General features: G+C 71.1%; 22 protein-coding genes and 1 pseudogene. 11 read left to right on the top strand and 12 right to left on the bottom strand.

Annotation, left to right across the window (positions count from 1 at the left end):
- Nucleotides 1-10 precede the first annotated feature (10 nt).
- A complete protein-coding gene (istB, locus tag AB0K28_RS16005) occupies nt 11-790 on the top strand; it encodes an IS21-like element helper ATPase IstB (RefSeq protein WP_364370010.1) in 780 nt (259 codons plus the stop codon).
- Nucleotides 791-1489: 699 nt separating this feature from the next.
- On the opposite strand, the gene AB0K28_RS16010 is transcribed toward istB, so the two are convergent.
- From AB0K28_RS16010 to AB0K28_RS16020, 3 genes and pseudogenes are all read right to left on the bottom strand, one after another.
- A complete protein-coding gene (locus tag AB0K28_RS16010) occupies nt 1490-1987 on the bottom strand; it encodes a hypothetical protein (protein WP_364370013.1) in 498 nt (165 codons plus the stop codon).
- Nucleotides 1988-2453: 466 nt separating this feature from the next.
- Nucleotides 2454-2825, bottom strand: a pseudogene (locus AB0K28_RS16015) (CHAP domain-containing protein); the annotation flags it as partial.
- Nucleotides 2826-3104: 279 nt separating this feature from the next.
- Nucleotides 3105-3755: a response regulator transcription factor gene (locus AB0K28_RS16020; protein WP_364370016.1), complete on the bottom strand. Its 651-nt coding sequence runs from the start codon at nt 3753-3755 to the stop codon at nt 3105-3107.
- A gap of 172 nt (nt 3756-3927) precedes the next feature.
- On the opposite strand from AB0K28_RS16020, the gene AB0K28_RS16025 reads away from it, so the two are divergent.
- Both AB0K28_RS16025 and AB0K28_RS16030 read left to right on the top strand, forming a co-directional pair.
- Nucleotides 3928-5058: an ATP-binding protein gene (locus AB0K28_RS16025; RefSeq protein WP_364370019.1), complete on the top strand. Its 1131-nt coding sequence runs from the start codon at nt 3928-3930 to the stop codon at nt 5056-5058.
- 32 nt (nt 5059-5090) lie between these two features.
- On the top strand, nt 5091-6149 hold the full coding sequence (locus AB0K28_RS16030; RefSeq protein WP_364370022.1) for a hypothetical protein: 1059 nt from the start codon (nt 5091-5093) through the stop codon (nt 6147-6149).
- 19 nt (nt 6150-6168) lie between these two features.
- Here AB0K28_RS16030 and AB0K28_RS16035 read toward each other — a convergent pair whose 3' ends face one another.
- Both AB0K28_RS16035 and AB0K28_RS16040 read right to left on the bottom strand, forming a co-directional pair.
- The gene (locus AB0K28_RS16035; RefSeq protein ID WP_364370024.1) at nt 6169-6300 is read right to left on the bottom strand and encodes a hypothetical protein; all 132 of its coding nucleotides are present in this window, start codon (nt 6298-6300) and stop codon (nt 6169-6171) included.
- A gap of 23 nt (nt 6301-6323) precedes the next feature.
- Entirely contained in the window at nt 6324-7112 is a 789-nt protein-coding gene (locus tag AB0K28_RS16040) for a hypothetical protein (protein WP_364370027.1), read from the bottom strand.
- 126 nt (nt 7113-7238) lie between these two features.
- Here AB0K28_RS16040 and AB0K28_RS16045 point away from each other — a divergent pair, with 126 nt between their 5' ends.
- Nucleotides 7239-7652, top strand: a complete 414-nt coding sequence (locus tag AB0K28_RS16045) for a RidA family protein (protein ID WP_364370030.1) — start codon at nt 7239-7241, stop codon at nt 7650-7652.
- Between the two features lie 86 nt (nt 7653-7738).
- Here the strand turns inward: AB0K28_RS16045 and AB0K28_RS16050 are convergent, their stop codons facing one another.
- Nucleotides 7739-8992: a HAMP domain-containing sensor histidine kinase gene (locus tag AB0K28_RS16050; RefSeq protein WP_364370033.1), complete on the bottom strand. Its 1254-nt coding sequence runs from the start codon at nt 8990-8992 to the stop codon at nt 7739-7741.
- Nucleotides 8989-9645 (bottom strand): response regulator transcription factor, encoded by a 657-nt coding sequence (locus AB0K28_RS16055; protein WP_345388918.1) that lies wholly within the window; start codon nt 9643-9645, stop codon nt 8989-8991. The genes AB0K28_RS16050 and AB0K28_RS16055 overlap by 4 nt, the downstream gene beginning before the upstream one ends.
- A 152-nt stretch (nt 9646-9797) precedes the next feature.
- Between AB0K28_RS16055 and AB0K28_RS16060 the strand changes: the two genes are divergently transcribed.
- From AB0K28_RS16060 to AB0K28_RS16075, 4 genes are read left to right on the top strand one after another with little or no spacing between them, the layout of a single operon-like run.
- Complete coding sequence (locus AB0K28_RS16060; RefSeq protein WP_364370037.1) at nt 9798-10325, top strand: hypothetical protein; 528 nt, start codon at nt 9798-9800, stop codon at nt 10323-10325.
- Nucleotides 10325-11413, top strand: coding sequence for a peptidoglycan-binding protein (locus AB0K28_RS16065; protein ID WP_364370040.1), 1089 nt, complete (start codon nt 10325-10327; stop codon nt 11411-11413). Before AB0K28_RS16060 ends, AB0K28_RS16065 begins: the two co-directional genes overlap by 1 nt.
- Nucleotides 11414-11421: 8 nt before the next feature.
- Nucleotides 11422-12117, top strand: coding sequence for an ABC transporter ATP-binding protein (locus tag AB0K28_RS16070; RefSeq protein WP_345409363.1), 696 nt, complete (start codon nt 11422-11424; stop codon nt 12115-12117).
- Nucleotides 12118-12125: 8 nt separating this feature from the next.
- Nucleotides 12126-13334, top strand: a complete 1209-nt coding sequence (locus AB0K28_RS16075) for an ABC transporter permease (RefSeq protein ID WP_364370422.1) — start codon at nt 12126-12128, stop codon at nt 13332-13334.
- Nucleotides 13335-13418: 84 nt separating this feature from the next.
- Here the strand turns inward: AB0K28_RS16075 and AB0K28_RS16080 are convergent, their stop codons facing one another.
- Together AB0K28_RS16080 and AB0K28_RS16085 are read right to left on the bottom strand one after the other, a co-directional pair.
- A complete protein-coding gene (locus AB0K28_RS16080; RefSeq protein WP_364370043.1) occupies nt 13419-13868 on the bottom strand; it encodes a hypothetical protein in 450 nt (149 codons plus the stop codon).
- A 42-nt stretch (nt 13869-13910) separates the two neighbouring features.
- The gene (locus AB0K28_RS16085; RefSeq protein ID WP_364370046.1) at nt 13911-14543 is read right to left on the bottom strand and encodes a TetR family transcriptional regulator; all 633 of its coding nucleotides are present in this window, start codon (nt 14541-14543) and stop codon (nt 13911-13913) included.
- A gap of 60 nt (nt 14544-14603) precedes the next feature.
- Between AB0K28_RS16085 and AB0K28_RS16090 the strand changes: the two genes are divergently transcribed.
- A complete protein-coding gene (locus tag AB0K28_RS16090) occupies nt 14604-14894 on the top strand; it encodes an antibiotic biosynthesis monooxygenase (protein ID WP_345388904.1) in 291 nt (96 codons plus the stop codon).
- Here AB0K28_RS16090 and AB0K28_RS16095 read toward each other — a convergent pair.
- On the bottom strand, nt 14891-15403 hold the full coding sequence (locus tag AB0K28_RS16095) for a VOC family protein (protein ID WP_364370050.1): 513 nt from the start codon (nt 15401-15403) through the stop codon (nt 14891-14893). The two genes, AB0K28_RS16090 and AB0K28_RS16095, sit on opposite strands and share 4 nt — an antisense overlap.
- 30 nt (nt 15404-15433) lie before the next feature.
- Nucleotides 15434-16387 (bottom strand): rod shape-determining protein, encoded by a 954-nt coding sequence (locus AB0K28_RS16100; RefSeq protein WP_345388900.1) that lies wholly within the window; start codon nt 16385-16387, stop codon nt 15434-15436.
- A gap of 121 nt (nt 16388-16508) precedes the next feature.
- On the opposite strand from AB0K28_RS16100, the gene AB0K28_RS16105 reads away from it, so the two are divergent.
- Nucleotides 16509-17108, top strand: a complete 600-nt coding sequence (locus AB0K28_RS16105) for a class I SAM-dependent methyltransferase (RefSeq protein WP_364370054.1) — start codon at nt 16509-16511, stop codon at nt 17106-17108.
- Nucleotides 17109-17127: 19 nt separating this feature from the next.
- Nucleotides 17128-17283, top strand: coding sequence for a hypothetical protein (locus AB0K28_RS16110; RefSeq protein WP_364370057.1), 156 nt, complete (start codon nt 17128-17130; stop codon nt 17281-17283).
- Here AB0K28_RS16110 and AB0K28_RS16115 read toward each other — a convergent pair.
- Nucleotides 17276-17776 (bottom strand): PadR family transcriptional regulator, encoded by a 501-nt coding sequence (locus tag AB0K28_RS16115; protein ID WP_345388896.1) that lies wholly within the window; start codon nt 17774-17776, stop codon nt 17276-17278. The two genes, AB0K28_RS16110 and AB0K28_RS16115, sit on opposite strands and share 8 nt — an antisense overlap.
- Nucleotides 17777-17787: the final 11 nt, after the last annotated feature.

Consider the following 17787-nt stretch of genomic DNA (forward strand, 5'->3'; position numbering starts at 1 on the left):
GAGACTACACATGAGCGTTTCCCTGCCCAAGGCGCCACCCATCCCGGCCGAACTGGAGACCCTGTTCACCCGGATGCGTTTCCCCTACGCCCGCAAAGCCGCACCCGACGTTCTGGCCACCGCCCGCGCTCAGCGCTGGGATCCCGCCGAAGTGGTGCGGGTGCTGCTCGCCGAAGAGGTCGTCGGCCGGGACAACGCCACCCGGCGCAGCCGCCGCAAGAGCGCCGGCATGCCCAACGGCAAGACCTTCGGCTCCTGGGAGAGCGAGCTGTCGTCCATCCCGCAGGCCACCCAGAACGCCCTGCGCACTCTGGAGTGGGTCAGCCGCCGCGAAAACTGCGTGATCTCCGGTCCGTCCGGCACCGGCAAGACCCACTTCATGGAAGCGCTCTGCCACAAGGCCATCGACGCCGACCTGCGCGTGTCCTGGTTCACCCTGGAAACCCTGGCCATCACCATAGACAAGGCCAAAGTCGACGGCAGCGTCGCCCGAACCATCGCCAAGATCTGCCGCTCCGACATCATCGTGGTCGACGACATCGGCCTGCTCCCGGTCAGCCACGAGACTGCTGAAGCCTTCTACCGCCTGGTCGACGCCGCCTACGAACGCCGCAGCCTCGCTGTCACCAGCAACATCCACCCCTCCGGCTTTGACACGATCATGCCCAAGACCATGGCCACCGCCACCGTCGACCGGCTCATGCACCACGCCCACATGGTCGAGACCAGCGGCGAATCCCATCGCCTGGCCGAGGCCCTCGCCGGGAAGGGCGTCGTTCCTCTGACCTGACCGTTCACCTGGACGTCACATGTCCATCTACCTGGAGATGGCATGGCCGCCAGCCTGGATCAGGCTGGCCGCCTACCTGGAGAAACTCATGACCGTCCACACCAGGTGCCGGCCCCCTTCCGCGTCAGAGTCAATGAACCAGTCCCAGTCCGAAACACCTATCAACCGCGGGTAGCGAAGCCGCCGGCAGATATGGCGTCAACCGGATGACGGTGAACCAGATCTGCAAGACCGCCAAGCAGGGCGCCCTCGACGCGCTCGCGGGCGCCCTGCTTGACCGTCGGTCATTCGGGCAAGAGCCCCGAGCAGGCCGTCGCCCTCCATCTTCACCAGGGGAAATCGCTTTGGGGCCGAACGCCGGCCTGGTCCCGCCGCGAGTCGACGCCACCGTCGAGGCCGGTCTGCTGGGAGCTCGTTGCGTACGCGGCTGGTGAAGGTGGCTGGTCGACCCGGCGCTCTGCTGCCACGCTCGGCCCGGATCACGTGCGGGTGCTGCGCTGTCAGCAGGGAACAGCAGGAGCTGTCCCTGCGGCGCCGCATTCGCCCGTGGGTGCGGCCGGGCCCCCTGGCTCATCACCGAGGGGCTGCGGTATGCGCGCAGCACGGCCACCCGACGAACACGGCTGTCAAGTGATCTAGCTGGTCAGGCGCTTGAGAGTCCCGGGACCGTGTCAGACGGTCCCGGGCGGGTTTCTGCCCTCAGATCGCCTCAGTGCAGACGACCTGATCGTTCGACCGGATGCTCAGGCAAGCCTCGGCGGGGTTGGTCGGCGACCAGACCAGCGGCGAGATGACCAGACTGCCGACGTCGCCGGTCAGTCTCGCCCAGGGGGCGTACAGCATCCGGTACGGCCCGTTCGGGCCGGCGTGGCGACGCACCTTGTTGCGCAGTTCGTAGTACGGGCTGTGGAGGATGTCCAGGGACGTGAGTTCCGTCACCGCGAAGTTGGACTGGCACTGCTGGCTCCAGCGCAACGTGGTGAGGAAGTTCCACCCCAGCTCGGAGTACGCCCGTGCCGCCACGACCCGGGAGTTTTCCCAGCACGCGTCGTGCCGCTTGATCTGCGCGCCGGTGCAGTTCGCGTCGCCCGGGGCGTTCCTGCAGGCCGCGATGTCGGCGGCATTCGAAGGGGTCGCCGAGAGCAGAATCCCGGAGGCCCCGATGACGGCGGCGCCCACGAGACGGGCGATTCTCATCCTGCTCCTGGAAGTAACCGATGACCTCACTGTTACGTCTCCTTCCGCGTGACGCGGTAAATGGGGAACGAATCTTCGTGCTGGTTGATATCGGGGGTCGGGGCTGGCGCTGTCGCCCGTGCACAACGAAGGGATAGGAACGTTGGTCTGGGGCAGGGGGCCGTTGCAGCGTTTCGCCGGCGAGCAAGGGCAACAAGCCGTCCACGTTGAACGTTGTGCTCGCCTTCGTCCGCGCGTGTGGCGGCGATCTGGCGGTCTCACCGGACACGGATACCGGTCTCGATCGACACCAGCATGGATCAGGGTTCCCGGAGGTCGATGGGCGTCGACACCAAGGGCGTTCCACCGGAGGATGGGCTCGCTTTCAGTTGTACGTCTCGGGTCAGGCGTCGTCTCGCCGGCCGAAGGCACTCCAGAGGCATCCGGCTGGGCATCTTTACGACGGGTCGCGTCCGCATCGCCGATCTCACTGTGAGCGGGAACAGGAGGCACCAGCGACGTGCGTGAACGGGGTTGAGAACGTCAGGAAGGCGGTGGGGTTGGACAGGCTGACCCACCGGTCGGTACGCAGGAGATGGTCGCCGCGCTCGTTGTATTCGTACAGGCGGGCACTGCCTCCGGAAACTTCGGCCACGTATGCCACATGACCGAGGGGGTAGTTGCCGCTCTTGTCCCACCAGGCGACATCGCCTGGGCGAGGCGTTCCGGTGCGCTGGACGGCACGCGAGTCGTGGCCCCAAGAATGGGCGTTCCCGAGCCAGGTGAGATCGGTGTTCCGGTCGGTGACGCCGTCGTTCCGGACGGCCCATGCCGCGAAGGACACGCACTCGCGCTTGTAGTAGGTGTATCCGTCCGGCCATCGGTGGAGATGGTGCCTGAGGCAGCGAGTGCCGGCGGGGCTGCGATCAAGCCGCCCACGACGACGGCCAAAGTGGCCAGGATGAGGGTTCGGAGGTTACGGCGCTGGGCCGTCAAGACGCTGTTGACCATAGGGGCTCCTTGTTATGGCGATCATCGCCATCACCTGGAGAATGCCGTATGCCGCGCAAGCCGTCAGTTCGGCAGAAGCACCTACATCGGGGTGTGGAGGAATCGCTGGACGGCCCGCGGGCGGAGATTACGGAAAATGCAGAGGATCTTCCGGTATTTGGCCTTGACGGATTAGCGCGGCTCTAGTCAGGTCCGCTTTGTTGCCGAGGTTAAGCTTGGCTCTGATGCGTTCGACGTAGGTGTCCACGGTGGGTTTGCGCACGCCGAGCCGAGTGGCTATCTGGCCGTGGGTGAGTCCGCAGGCGATGAGCCGTAGCGTCTCCTCCTCGCGCGGGGAAAGGCGGGGCTCCTTCTGCTGCAGCGAGGGCAGTGAGTCATGGACGATGTCCGCCAGTTCGGCCGACAGCAGGAAGCCTCCGGCGGCGACGGTGCGAATGCCTGATATCAGCAGGTCCGCGGGGCTGCGCTTGGTGAGATATCCGGCGGCTCCGGCGCGCACTGCGCTGATCACGTCGCTCGGTTTGGCCGAGGTCGACATGATCAGCACTCTGCCGGCCGTGACGAGGTCCGCGACCGCGGCCAGGCTGGGTGCATCGTCACCGTTGAGGTAGAGGTCGAGAATGATCACGTCGGCGTGGCCGCCGCTCTGGAGCAGGCGCGTGAACTCGGCCACGGAACCCACCGATGCGACGACCGTCAGATCCTGGGCGTCGGCGACGACGTGTTCGACCCCATAACGGGCGATGGGGTGGTCGTCGATTACCGCGATATCAACCACCAGGGACGCTCCCAGGGGCTCGGGCAGCCGCTGTTACGTGATGTAGGGCATTTATACCACATCTGATGTAGAGCGTCTTTGACAGGGAAACGCGGCGAATCTGTTGGCAAGTGCGCGGCGGGATTAACCTGAGTTCAGACTAGATGGGCGAATCGCGGTAAGGAGTGGCTCGGTGGTGCATTTATCGGCGGCCGTTCGACACGAGGCTGTTCTCGCGTATGCGGCCGCCCTGTCCCGCACCGGCGCCTGCGTGCTGCTCGTCACGCCCACGCTCTCGGCAGGTCCCTCCGCCCGGTGGCTGCCCGCCGTGCTGTTGGCCACCGGCGGCTACTCGTTGGTCACGGCATACGGATACCGGCGGTCCCGCCGGATCACGCGGCCCCGGGCGCTGCGTGATCTCGCCTGCTACAGCATCGCCATGTGCGCCTGTGCCCTCGCGCAGAGTTCCCTGTCCGGCCTGCTGGTCTACAACCACGTCATCATGCTGGCTCTGGTCTTCGGTGCCGCGCCCTGGCCCCTGTGGGCCGCGGTCGCCTCGGGCGGCTGGCTCGGGCTGCTGTCCGCGTTCGCGACCGTCGTCATCGTCGGGGAACGCGGGGCCGTCGCCTGGAACACCCTGACCGAAGCCATGAACATCACCGCCGTCACGGCCATCGCCTGGATCGTGTCGGCCCGGCTGCGCCGGCTCGGCCGTCAGCGGGACGAGGCGTACGAGCAGGCGGCGCGGCACGCGCAGGAGTTCGCCGTCCGGCGTGAGCGCGCCGCCCTCGCCGAGTCCATCGACGGCCGGCTGGTCGAGACACTGCGGCAACTCGTCGGCACCGACGCCGTGCGCGAGACGCGGCTGCGGGAGCAACTCCGCACAGACATCGCCTGGATGAGCGAGCATCTGGCCGGCCGCCAACGTCCCCCGGACGGCGATCTGCTGTCCGGGCTGCGGCGGCTGATCGAGGAAAAGACCCGCCTGGGGCTCGTCGTCTCCGCAGACCTTCCCGAACGACTGCCCGCGTTGTCGCCCGCCCAGGTGGACGCACTGGTGGAAGGCGCCAGAGAGGCCCTCAACAACGTCGGCAAACACGCCGGCACCAGGCATGCCCGCCTGACCGTCCGCAAGGATGCCACCGGGCTGGCCGTCATAGTCGCCGACGCGGGCAGCGGCTTCGACACCGGCAGCGTACCGCCGGGAATCGGGCTTGACGGTTCCATCCGCGGCCGGATCGCCCAGGCCGGAGGACGGGCCACGATCGAATCCCGGCCGGCATGGGGCACGGTGGTGACGCTGTGGCTACCAGCCTCGACCTGACCGGCGGCGACCGATCCCTGAGGGCTGTAGCGGTGACCATTCGCCTCGGCGCGGTCGTGCTCATGTGGGCCGCCCTGCCCACCGCGTTGTGGCGGCTGCCGCATCCCGCACAAGGGCTCGCGCTGGCCGCCGCTCTCACCCTGGGGGCGCTGGTGGTCCTGGCGTGGGAGCGCCGGCACAGCCTGCCGCACCCCGCAACGCTCGCACTCGATCTGCCACTCGGGACGGCGGCGCTGCTGGCCGGCCTTCAAGCCGCCCCCGGCGGGTTCCTCGGCTGGAGCTTCTTCGCCTACCCCTACACGGTGCTGCTGTCCTTCACCTTCGGGCTGAGCTGCCGGAGCCTGGCGGGCGCATGGGCGTGCGGCGCTGTCTGGGGAAGCACGTACGCGACGGCGATGGTGCTCATGCGGGACGAGCCGGTGCTGCCGGCGCTCGTGGTCGTCGGCGGCTACCTGATCAACCCGACGATCGGCAGGTTGTGCGCGGTCAGATTCACCAGGGACGGCGCGGAGTTGAGCGCCGCCCGTACCGAAGCGATCACACAAGCCACCCGGCTGGCCGTCGAGCGGGAAAGAGAGCGCCAGGCCCGCTCCCTGCACGACCACGTGCTGCAGACCCTGGACACGCTGCTGCGCATCGACGCGATCGCCGATCCGGAGCTTCGAGAGCGGACCATGGAGGGGGCGACCTGGTTGCGCGCCCTGGCCAGACCTGGACACGGCGACGCCGGGGGCCGGTTGCGCCGCGCTCTGGCGGAAACCGTCGTCGCAGGGCGCGCCCGCGGGCTCACCATCACGGTCCGTGACGCGGCGCTCGACCGGCCCGGCGCGGCGGCGCGGGTGTCCGCCTCTGCCATGAGAGACCTGCTGCTGCTCCTCGGCACGGTGCTGAAGGCGCCGACCTCTCCGGCACGGGGAGTTTCGGTGCGGGTGGAGGCGGAGCAGGACCACGTACGGTTCGTCGTGGTCCCCGACAGTACGCCGACGCCTCTGCCACAAGCCGCGCTCGACGCGGTGTCCGCCCAGGCCGCCGCGTGGGGATGCGGGTTCGCGGCGAGCCCGGACGGGATCATTGAGATGTGGACCGGGTGATGCCTACCCGCACCATGGATCAAAGACCACGCCGGCCTTCACAACCGGTGAGGTGGTTGTCGTAGTAGTAGTTGGGGCCGGTGTAGCCCGCATCCCGTAAATGGTGCAGGCTGGAGTCGTACGCCTTGAAGATCTCCACGGAGGTGGTCACGAACGCGCCCGCCTCGGAGGCTTTCAGGAACGGCGGGGGCGGCGCAGGCGCAGGCCGGTGAGCGCGGCCAGCAGGATCACCAGGCCGATGCCCATCAGCGCCCGGCCGTCCGGGCCGGCGAGACCGCCGGCGCCCGTGTCCACGCCGCCCGAGGGCGCCTCTTCTGGCGTCTCCTCGGTGGTGGTCTCCGACGTGTCCTCTTCGGTCTCCTGATCGGTGGGGGTGGTGCTGTCCGAGTCGTCGGGGGTGGGGGTGGTGTCGTCGTCGTCCTGGCCGGCCGTGCCGACGGTGATGGGGTAGTCGGTCCGGCCGCTGGTGTCCTCGATCTCGCACTCGATCAGCGGTTCCGTGGGACGCAGGCCGAAGTTGACTGAGGCGGCGTGCACCTGGCCGGTGCCGGTGTTCCTGGGGGTCGTCTTGAGGTCGACCGTCGTCGTGGGCAGCGGGATGGGCTCGTCGGGGATGACCGTGCCGATCTCGGCGACGCCGGTGGCCGAGGTGAAGTTCGGGATGCCGCTGATGCCGGCGTAGGCGTACATCTTGATGTCGCCCTCCAGCCCGGTGGCGGGGGCGAGCAGCTCGGAGCCGGTGGTGTACGCGCCGGTCCAGCCGATCGTCAGCTCCTCGTTGGGCTGCGCCTGGGCGGGCACGGTGAGCTCCACGTCGATGGAGACGTCCTGCTTGGCGCCGGTGGCGACGACCGTGCACACGTACGGCACTGTGGCGTTCATCGCTGCGGCGGCCTGGGTGGCCGGTACGGGCAGGCACGAGAACACCACGGCGGCGGATAAGACGACCGGCACGACACGCACGACAGGCTCTCCTTGGGACGGACGAGTCACCCGAGAAAGGACGCGACCCGGGCATGCTCGGGTGACACGGTCATCCAACCGCAATCGAGATGCGCCGTCATCCCGCCGAATGGTAGGAAAACACCCATGACACCAGGTGTTCGACTCATCCGCAACGACCAGCTGGCCCAGCAGGTCGAATACGCGTACGCGGCCACCGTGGACGCGCCGCTGCGCTCGATCTGGGTGGCCGGCGCCTGCCCGCTCGACACCGACGGCGCCACGGTGGCCGTCGGCGACTACGCCGGCCAGACCCACCAGGTGATGCGCAACCTCGCCACCGCGCTCGAAGGCGCCGGCGCCAAGCTGACCGACGTCGTCAAGACGACCGTCTACGTCGCCGGCACCTCCCAGAAAGACCTGGTGACGGCCTGGCAGGTCTACAGGGAGTACATGGGCGACCACGAGCCCCCGAGCACGCTGCTCGGCGTCACCGTCCTGGGCTACAGCGACCAGCTCGTGGAGGTCGAGGCGGTGGCGGTGATCGCCGGAGCCGAGTGAGCGGCGCGCCGGGGCGTCGTCAGGGTGCCGGTCCGGCCCTGACCGGGCATCCGGCGACCAGCCTGGAGGATCTGCCGGCCCGCCGCTCAACGGGCGCGGGGGAGTGAGACGACCACGACCAGGCCGCCGCCGTCGCGGGGCCGCGCCCGTACGTCCCCGCCGTGCGCCACCGCCACCGACCGGACGATCGACAGCCCCAGCCCGGCGCTCGTCCCCGTCACCGCCCGCTCGTCCCCGAGCCGGTGGAACGGCTTGAACAGCAGCGGCACGTCGTACGGCGGCACGGCGGGCCCCGTGTTGGCGACCTCCACCTCGACCGTCTCCCGGGAGACCGTCCTGCTCGTCACCCGCACCCAGCCGGCGCCGTCGGTCACGTTGTAGCGGACGCCGTTCTCCACCAGGTTGTGCACGAGGCGTTCGAGCAGCAGCGCGTCGCCGGTGGTGGGGGCGGGGCCGGTGGCCTCGTCCAGCTTCACCCCGGCAGCGGCGGCGGCGTCGGCGTTCTGCTCGATCACGTGCGTGACCACGTCCGCCAGGTCCACGGGCGCCCGGTCGGCCAGCTCCTGCTCCGTGCGCGCCAGCAGGAGCAGCCCGCTGATCAGCCGCTCGTGGCGGGCGTTGATCTCCAGCAGGCTCTCGCCCAGCTCCTTGACGTCGGACGACGCCGTACGGCGGTGCATGGCCAGCTCCACCAGCGCCCGGTTGAGCGTCAGCGGCGTGCGCAGCTCGTGCGAGGCGTTGGCGACGAACCTGCGCTGCCCGTCGAACGAGCGGTCGAGCCGCTCCACCATGGTGTCGAACGTGTCGGCCAGGTCCTTCACCTCGTCGTCCGGCCCGCGCAGCGCGATGCGCTCGGACAGGCCGCGCTCGGCCATGGGGGCGGCGGCGATCCTGCGGGCGGTGTCGGTGACCAGGTTCAGCGGGGCCAGCACGCGGCCCGCGACCACCCAGCCGAGCGCCACGGCGGCGGCTCCGACCACCAGCAGCGCGACCACGCCCTGGGTGATGAGCGAGGTGACGGCGGCGTCGCGCACCCCGGTCTGCTGGTCGCGCAGCCACTCCAGGGCCGCCTCGCCCTGGATCGTGACGCCGTTCCTGGTGAGGATGACCTGCTTGTGCCGGCCCGGCTCGGAGGCGTACTGGCTGTCGAAGATGCCCTTGAGCTGCTGGTCGAACAGCAGGTACGTGACCGCGAGCAGGGTCAGCCCGGCCAGCAGGAACAGGGCGCCGTACACGAGCGTGAGCCGCAGCCGCAGTGTGGGCCGCAGTGTGGGCCGCAGCGTGGGCCGCAGTGTGGGCCGCGCTCTGCGCAGCAGGCGGGCGGGCATCAGGAGGCTCAAGGGATGCGGTATCCGACGCCGGGCACGGTCTCCACGACCGGCGGGTCGCCCAGCTTGCGGCGCAGCTTGAGTATCGTCAGGCGGACCGCGCCGGTGAACGGGTCGGCGTTCTCGTCCCACGCCTTCTCCAGGAGCTGCTCGGCCGAGACGACGCAGCCGTCCGCCCGCATCAGCTCGGTCAGCACCGCGAACTCCTTCTTCGACAGCGGCACGAACCGCCCGTTCCTGAACACCTCCCTGCGCGCCGGATCGAGCGTGATCCCGGCCCGCCGCAGCACCGGCGGCACGGCGGGGCGCGAGCGCCGGCCCAGCGCCAGCACCCGGGCGGCCAGCTCCTGGAACGCGAACGGCTTGGTCAGGTAGTCGTCGGCGCCCATCGACAGCCCGCTCACCCGGTCGTCGAGCTGCGCGGCGGCGGTGAGCATCAGCACCCGCGCGGCGCACGCGGCGGCCACCATCTCCCTGCACACCTCGTCCCCGTGCACGCGGGGCAGATCCCGGTCCAGCACGACCACGTCGTAGTCGTTCACCGCGATCCGCTCGAGCGCGGCCGCGCCGTCGTGCGCGAGGTCGACCGCGTGCGTCTCCTCACGCAGCCACTCGGCGATCGCGTCGGCGAGCAGCGGCTCGTCCTCCACCACCAGCACCCGCATGACGTTACTCAGGCCCCTTTCGTTCGCTGACAAAGCCGAGTGTGGCTGATGCGGCGTTCGCTCCAGGTAAGCCGCCGGTGGAAACGCGGAGGAAACAGCCCGGACTGTTGCATCTGGCCTCGTACGACGTTCGTGCCACGAAGGAGAGCTTCATGCGAGGAAGAAGACGCACCGCGCCCGCCGTCGGGGCCGCGCTGCTCATGGCGGCACTGCTGGCGGCGTGCGGTTCGGGCGGTGACGCCGGGTCGGACGTGGCCTCGGTGTCCGGCACCGGCACCCAGGCCACCGCGAGCGCACAGCCGAGCGAGGACAGGAAGGACAAGGCGCTCAAGTTCGCCCAGTGCATGCGCGAGAACGGCATCGACGTGCCCGACCCCGAGGACGGCCGGTTCACGATGCGGTTCGACAAGAACACCCCGCGGGAGAAGGTGGAGGCCGCCCAGGAGGCGTGCAAGCAGTACGCGCCGAGCGGCGAGGCGGGGCGCGGCGGCAACGGCAAGGCCGCCGAGAGCCTGCGCAAGCTCGCCCAGTGCATGCGGGACAACGGCGTCGAGAGCTACCCCGACCCCGAGGGCGGCATGATGCGGATCACCCCGGAGGTCGGCGGCGACCCCGACTTCGAGTCCGCCAGGAAGAAGTGCCAGAAGGAGGCCGGCGAGGCCGGCATGGGAGACTCCTGATGGAGCCGCCCAGGAAGCGGCGGCGGCGCGGCGGGCTGGTGGCCGCGCTGCTGACCGTGGTGGCGGTCGCGGGCGGCGCGCTGGTCGCCGTCAACGGCGCGGGCCTGCTGGAGGGCGGCGCGAGCCCGACCGGCTCGGCGAGCGCCCTGCCACCGGCCACCGCGACCGTCACCAGGCAGACGCTCAACGACACCACGGACGCCGACGGCGAGCTCGGCTACGGCCCGGTCACCACGGCCGTGGCCCGCAGGCCCGGCACGATCACCTGGCTGCCCGGGAGCGGCGCGACGATCAGCCGCGGCAAGTCGCTCTACCGCGTGGACGACGAGCCGGTCACCCTCATGTACGGCGGCACCCCCGCCTACCGCGACCTGAAGGCCGGGATGACCGGCAAGGACGTCGAGAGCCTGGAACGCAACCTCGACAAGCTCGGCTACGACGGCTTCACCGTGGACGACGAGTTCACCTGGGACACCGCCCAGGCCGTCATGGAGTGGCAGGACGACCGCGGCCTGCCGGAGACCGGCGTGGTGGAGCTGGGCCGGGTGGTGTTCGCCCCCGGCAAGGTGCGCGTGGAGAGCCTGCAGGCCGAGGAGGGCGGGCCGGCGCAGCCGGGACAGCAGGTGCTCGCGTACACGGGCACCTCGAAGGTGATCACCGTGCAGCTCGGCTCCGACGACCAGCGGCTGGCGAAGAAGGGCGCGAAGGTCCAGGTCACGCTGCCGGACGGCGAGAGCGTGAAGGGCAAGGTGACCGAGGTGGCCACCGTCATCGTGCCGGCCGAGAGCCAGAACCAGGACCCGGAGACGCGGGTCGAGGCGCTGGTGTCGATCGGCAACGCCAAGGCGGCGCGCGGGCTGGACAAGGCGGCGGTCGACGTCACGTTCACCGCGTCCAAGCGCGAGAACGTGCTCGCCGTGCCGGTCGCGGCGCTCGTCGCGCTCCAGGAGGGCGGGTACGGCCTGGAGGTCGTCGAGGGCGGCAGGTCCCGGTACGTCGCGGTCGAGACCGGCCTGTTCGCCGGGGGCAAGGTCGAGGTGTCCGGCGACGGGCTGGCGGAGGGCATGACCGTGGGGATGCCGAAGTGACGTACGAGATGATCGCTCTCACCGGCGTGTCCAGGACGTATCCCGGAGGGGTGGCGGCGCTGCGGGAGGTGTCGCTGCGGATCGGCCACGGCGAGCTGGTCGCCATCGCCGGCCCGTCGGGGTCGGGCAAGTCGACGATGCTCAACGTCATCGGCACCCTCGACCGGCCCACGACGGGCAGTGTGCACATCGACGGTCACGACGTCTCGGCGCTGACGGACAACCAGCTCTCCGCGCTGCGCGCCACCACGATCGGCTTCGTCTTCCAGTCCTTCCACCTCGCGCCGCGGGTCCCCGCCCTGGACAACGTGGCCGACGGCCTCGTCTACACCGGCATGAGCCGCTCCGAGCGGCGCCGCCGCGCGGCAGAGGCGCTGGAACGGGTCGGGCTCGGACACCGCATGGACCACGAGCCGCACGAGCTGTCCGGCGGCGAGCGGCAGCGGGTGGCGATCGCCAGGGCCGTGGCGGGCGACCCGCCGCTGCTGCTGGCCGACGAGCCGACCGGGGCGCTCGACTCGGTCTCCGGCGCGGGCGTCATGGAGCTGCTGCGCGAGCTGAACGCGGCCGGCACCACCATCGTGATCATCACTCATGACAGGGAGATCGCGGACAGGCTGCCCCGTCAGGTCCGCATGCGCGACGGGGAGATCGTCTCCGACTCGGCGCAGGAACCCGTGCGGCTGTGGAAGGGCGGGGCCTGATGACGCTCATGGAGGTGCGGCCCCGGCCCGTCCCGGCCCGGATGCGGGCCCGCGACGTGCTGCGGGTCGGCGCGATCGGCCTGCGGACCAGGCCGCTGCGGGCGTTCCTGTCCGCGCTCGGCATCGCCATCGGCATCGCCGCCATGGTCGGCGTGGTCGGGCTCTCGTCCTCGTCGGGCGCCGAGCTGGACCGCCAGCTCTCCGCGCTGGGCACGAACCTGCTCACCGTCACTTCGGGCACCACGCTCATGGGGGAGGCCGCGCAGCTGCCGATGGACGCCGAGGCGATGATCGACCGCATCGGCCCCGTACGGGCGGTGTCGTCGGTCGGGAAGGTCTCCGAGGCCAAGGTCTACCGCTCGGAGCGCATCCCGGAGGCGCAGACCGGCGGCCTCAGCACGTACGCCGCCCGCCTCGACCTGCCCGCCACCATCGGCGCCACGCTGAGCGGCGGCACCTGGCTGAACGCGGCCACCGAGCGCTACCCGGCCGCCGTCGTCGGCGCGGATGCCGCGCGGCGGCTCGGCATCGGCGCGCCCGGCCAGGACACCCAGATCGTGGTGGGCGGCGTCAGGTTCACCGTGGTCGGAGTGCTGGAGCCGGTGGCACTGGCCCCCGACCTCGACAGCGGCGTGCTGGTCGGGTGGCCGGTGGCCGAGGGGCGGCTGGGCTTCGACGGGCATCCGACCACCCTCTACACCCGCTCCGACGAGGCGCGGCTGGAGGCCGTACGCGAGGTGCTCGGCGCCACCGCCAACCCGCAGGCGCCCAACGAGGTGGACGTCTCCCGCCCGTCCGACGCGCTCGCCGCCAAGCAGGCGACCAGCCAGGCGTTCGCCGGGCTGCTGCTGGGCGTCGGGGCGGTGGCGCTGCTCGTGGGCGGGGTCGGCGTGGCCAACACGATGGTCATCTCCGTGCTGGAGCGCCGGGCCGAGATCGGGCTGCGCCGCTCGCTCGGCGCGACCAGGGGGCAGGTCCGCACCCAGTTCCTGGCCGAGTCGCTGCTGCTGTCGGCGCTGGGCGGGATCGGCGGCGTGCTGCTCGGGACGGGGGTGACGACGGCGTACGCGCTCTACAGCGGCTGGCCGTCGGTCGTGCCCGCCTGGGCGACGGCGGGCGGGCTGGCCGCGACTCTCGCCATCGGCGCCGCCGCCGGCCTCTACCCGGCCGTACGCGCCTCCCGCCTGTCCCCGACGGAGGCACTGGCGACCCCGTGACGTGCGCCGGGTGCCGGCGGGAGACGTCGGCGAGCCCGTGATGCTCGTCCGGGGCCGGACGGAGGCTTCGGCGCGCGCCTGGCGTCAGCCGGTCGCGTAGCAGACGGTCCTGCCGATCACGCGGACGCCGTCGCCGTCCTCGGGGCGCAGGGTCAGCTCGAACGTCACCTGGGTGCGCGGGTTGCGGAAGACCGCGACGTCCTCGGCGTCGTCACGCAGATCGGCGTCGTCGGCGACGCGGTCGTAGCCCAGCGCGTCCAGGCGGGCGAGCAGCCCGTCGGAGGGGCCGGCGAGGTCGCCCTCGGCGCGGACCGCGTGCCGCACTTGCCCGGGCACACACGTCTCGTCGTCGAGCAGGCGCACCGCCGGCCCGCTGAGGCCGGCGCCGAGGAGGGTGTCGGCGTCGTGGTCGAGCTGCCGCGACGCCTCTTCGAAAGAGGGCAGATCAGAGGCCGCCGTGCAGCCCACGGTGCAGGCCGTCATCGCCGCGGCGCAGATGAGCACCGCGGAAAGGGCGTGACGGCCGGAGCGCACCCTTCGACCATATCGAGGACCTTCGCGGCGATCGAGGGGGTTTCAGCGGTCGAGGAGCTGGGCCGCCAGCGTGTCGTGCACCCACTCCTCGAACCGCTCGTGCGGCCAGCCCCGCGCCCCCGCGAGCAGCAGGTAGAGCTCGGGGCTGAGCAGCCCGTACAGCACGTCGGCGGCCTGCTCGGGCGGCACGTCGGCGCGGGCGCCCGGCTTGGCCATCAGGCTCCGCGCGGCGGCGGTGTGCACGACGTGACGGGGGTCGGTGTCCTGCGTCCACTCCGCCGCGACCTCGGGGTCCATGGTGACGGCGGTGTCGAGCACCTTCATGATCGGCGCGACCCTGGCGAGCACGGCGGACGACCCGTGGACGAGCGCCCGCAGGTGCCCGGCGGCCGTCGGGGCGGCCAGTGCCTCCTTGAACCAGGGCCTGTCCATGGTCGCCACCGGCTCGTCGTCGCCCGCGATCGTGACGTCGACCAGCTCTTTGAGCAGCGTGCGCTTGTTGCCGAAGACGAAGTAGATGGTCTGGACGGCCACCCCCGCCCTGGTGGCGACGTCCTGCAGGTTGGTGGCGCCGTAGCCGTCCTGGACGAACAGCTCGCCGGCGGCCCGCAAGATGCGCGCCCTGGTCTCTCTGGCCTTCTGGGCGCGTTTGCCCGCCCTCTTGACATCGCTCATTCGCTGAAGTTTAACTCTAGTTTAGTCACTAGAAGTCAACTCTAGCGAAGGACTCCAACCATGTCCGTGCTCCGCATCGTCCGCTTCACCGCCGACCCCGCCGACGCCGACCAGATCCTCGCCAGGCGCGCCGACCTCATCAGCGCCGTACGCGCCCGCTTCCCCGGCCTGTCCGAGACTCGGCTCATGCGGCCCGACGAGCGCACCTGGGTCGACTCCTGGGTCTGGGAGTCCCAGGCCGCCCTGGAGGCGGTGGTCGCGGTCGCCCACGACCTGCCCGAGGCAGGACCGGCGTTCGCCCTGGTCAAGGACCCGACGAGTGAGGAGGGAGAGATCATCGACGAGCGCTAAGGACGCCAGCGGCGCAGGTCCGTCTCCTTCTCGTACGCCTGCGGATTCGGATACGTGACCAGCTCCACCGTCGCACCCCAGGGCGTCCGGCAGTAGACGAACCGGTTGTGCGGGCCCGCCTCGGGACCCGGCAACGGCACCGGCTCCGACAGCGCCGTCCCGCCCGCCTCGGTGACCAGCCGCAGCGCCTCGTCCAGGTCGTCCACGTACACCGCGACGTGCTGCCACCCCAGGTCACACGGCACCACGGGCCCGCCCTGCCGGGGCCCGCTGAACTCGAACAGCTCGATGCCGGGCCCGCCCGGCAGGCGCAGCATGCGGACCGCCACCTCGGCCGTGCCCTGCGGCACGCCGAGGCGCCGCTCGGTCGCCCAGCCGCCCTTGGGTCCCCGCTCGCGCGGAAGGGTGTCGAAGAGCACCTCGGCGCCGAACGCCCGGACGAAGAACGCGGTGGCCGCTTCCAGGTCGGGCACGGTGACCCCGACGTGATCGATGCCGCGGACGGTCATGGCCTACCTCCTGTCGGAACGGGGGGTCGCTCACCTGCGGCTGCGGAACCTCCCGATCAGCCCCAGCTCGTCCACGCAGCGGCCCAGCCCGAGCGCCACGGCCTCCAGCGGGCGGTCCGCGCGGCGTACCGGCATGCACAGGGCCCCGCGCAGGCACCGGCCGAGGCCGCGCAGCAGCGCGCCGCCGCCCACCACGACCGCGCCGCGCACGCCGAGGTCGGCGGCCAGCTCGGCCGGGCAGCGCTCGACGGTCTCCACCGCCGTGCGCGCGATCGACTCGAACGACGGCTCGGTGGCCTCGAAGATCTTCTGTACGGGCAACACGAGGTCGTGCTCGCGCCCGGTCTCCGGGTCCCTGGCCCGCACGGTGACCTCGGGGTTCGTGCCCGAGGACCGGCGCTTGGCCGACTCCGCCTCGTCGTCGTCGAGCAGCAGGCCGTGCTCCCGCTCGACGAACCTGGCGATCGCCCGGTTGACCGCCAGCCCCCCGTACGGGACCGAGCCCGACGCCACCACCGACTCGCCCGACAGCACGGCGATGCGTGCGCTGTCGCGGCCGATGTCGATCACCATGTGCCCCGTGCAGTCCGACAGCTCCAGGCCCGCGCCGAGCGCCGCCGCCACCGCGTGCGGCACCAGCCGGGCGATCCTGGCCTCCGCCTCGTACGCGATGTCGCGCAGTGCCGCCCGGTCGATCGGCGTCGAGTCGCCGGGCAGCGCCATGACGACGCGCGGGCGGGAGTAGGGGTGCCAGTGCACCTTGCGCAGGAAGTGCCGGATCATGCGCCGGGCCAGCTCGGTGTCGGCGGGCAGCCCGCCGCGTACCGGCCAGCACGTACGGCCGCCGCCCCCGAGGGCGGCGGCTTCCGCGCCGTAGCCGATGACCTTCCCGGTGCGGCCGTCGCACATCACCGCCGAGGGCTCATCGAGCACGATGCCCTTGCGCTTGGCGTAGATGCGCGTGCTTGCGGCTCCGAGGTCCATCGCCAAATCACGACCGAAAACACTCATCGCAGGACATATTTCCTGAGCCGCTCCAACGCAACACCAGGAAGAGAACCGGGCATTTTTACCGAATCGGCGTTAGCGCCGCGATACTTGACGCGTGCTCGACTACGACCGGGAGGCCGCCCGCTACGACGAGACGCGCGGCGGCCTGCCCCGCGCGCGGGCGGCCGCGCGGGCGGTGCGCGAGTTGTTGCCCGGCTCGTTGCCCGGCTCGTTGCCCGGCGGCGGCACCCTGCTCGACGTCGCCTGCGGCACCGGGCTGGTGACGCGTGAGCTGGCCGGGGCCGGGCTGCGGGTACTCGGGGTGGACGCCTCCACCGGGATGGCCCGCCTCGCCGCCGGCCGGGTGCCGGTGGTGCTGGGCGACGGCCGCCTGCTGCCCGTACGGGATCGGTCGGTGGCGGCGGTCACCACGATCTGGCTGCTGCACCTGCTCGACGACGCCCGCCCGGTGATCGCCGAGGCCGCCCGCGTCCTCCGCCCCGGCGGCGTGTACGTCACCACCGTCGACAAACGCGCCGCCCATGACGCGAGCATGCCCGTCGACCGGCGGCCCGCCGACGGGGCCGCCACGGTGATCGAGGCGGCGGCCCGGCACGGGCTGCGGCCGTGTGGTGAGACCCGCTTCACCGGCCACGGCCAGAGCACGTCCGAAGCCCCCGACCCGATCTTCCGCCTCCTGGCCTTCACCGCCTGACAACGAGTGGCCGAGGCGGATGACGTCCACGACGGGGGAGAGCGGCAGGTCGCGGGGCAGGTGCCCGCCGAGGACGGTGACGCCGAGCGAGCACGGCCCCTCGCACGACGTGGACCAGGGTGGTGACCAGGCCGCGGCCGGCGTCATGGCCGCCGGGCGCGGCTGGATCAGGTGACGGGACGCCTGAGGTCGGCGAGGGTGTCGTCGGCCCACTGGAGGCCGGTGCGGGCCATGGCGAGGCCGAGGGTGTGGGCGTGGTGGCCGAACTCGCCGGGCCGCAACGACTCCAGTTTCTCCAGCCGCGCCACGTAGCGGGCCCTGATGCGCTCGAGCACGGCGACGGCCTGGTCGCGGTCCACCAGGTGCAGCAGGAACGCCTGGAGCGCGACCTCGCTGCGCACGGTCATCGCGGCGTCGTGCTCCTCCATCCACCCGCCCAGCTCGCGGCGGCCATCGGGCGTGATGCGGTAGATCTTGCGGCCCCTCGCGCCCTCCGACTCGACCTCCACGAGCCCGTCGGCGGTCATCTTCACCAGCTCGGGATAGATCTGCGTGTGCCCGGCCTGCCAGACGTGGTTGAGCGATTGGTCGAACGTCTTGGCCAGGTCGTAGCCGCTGGCCGGGCCCACGGCCGAGAGCAGCCCGAGCAGCGCGATCCGTAGGGACATGGTGGCCAGCA

Source organism: Nonomuraea sp. NPDC049504, from assembly GCF_040676845.1.
GTDB lineage: Bacteria > Actinomycetota > Actinomycetes > Streptosporangiales > Streptosporangiaceae > Nonomuraea > Nonomuraea salmonea.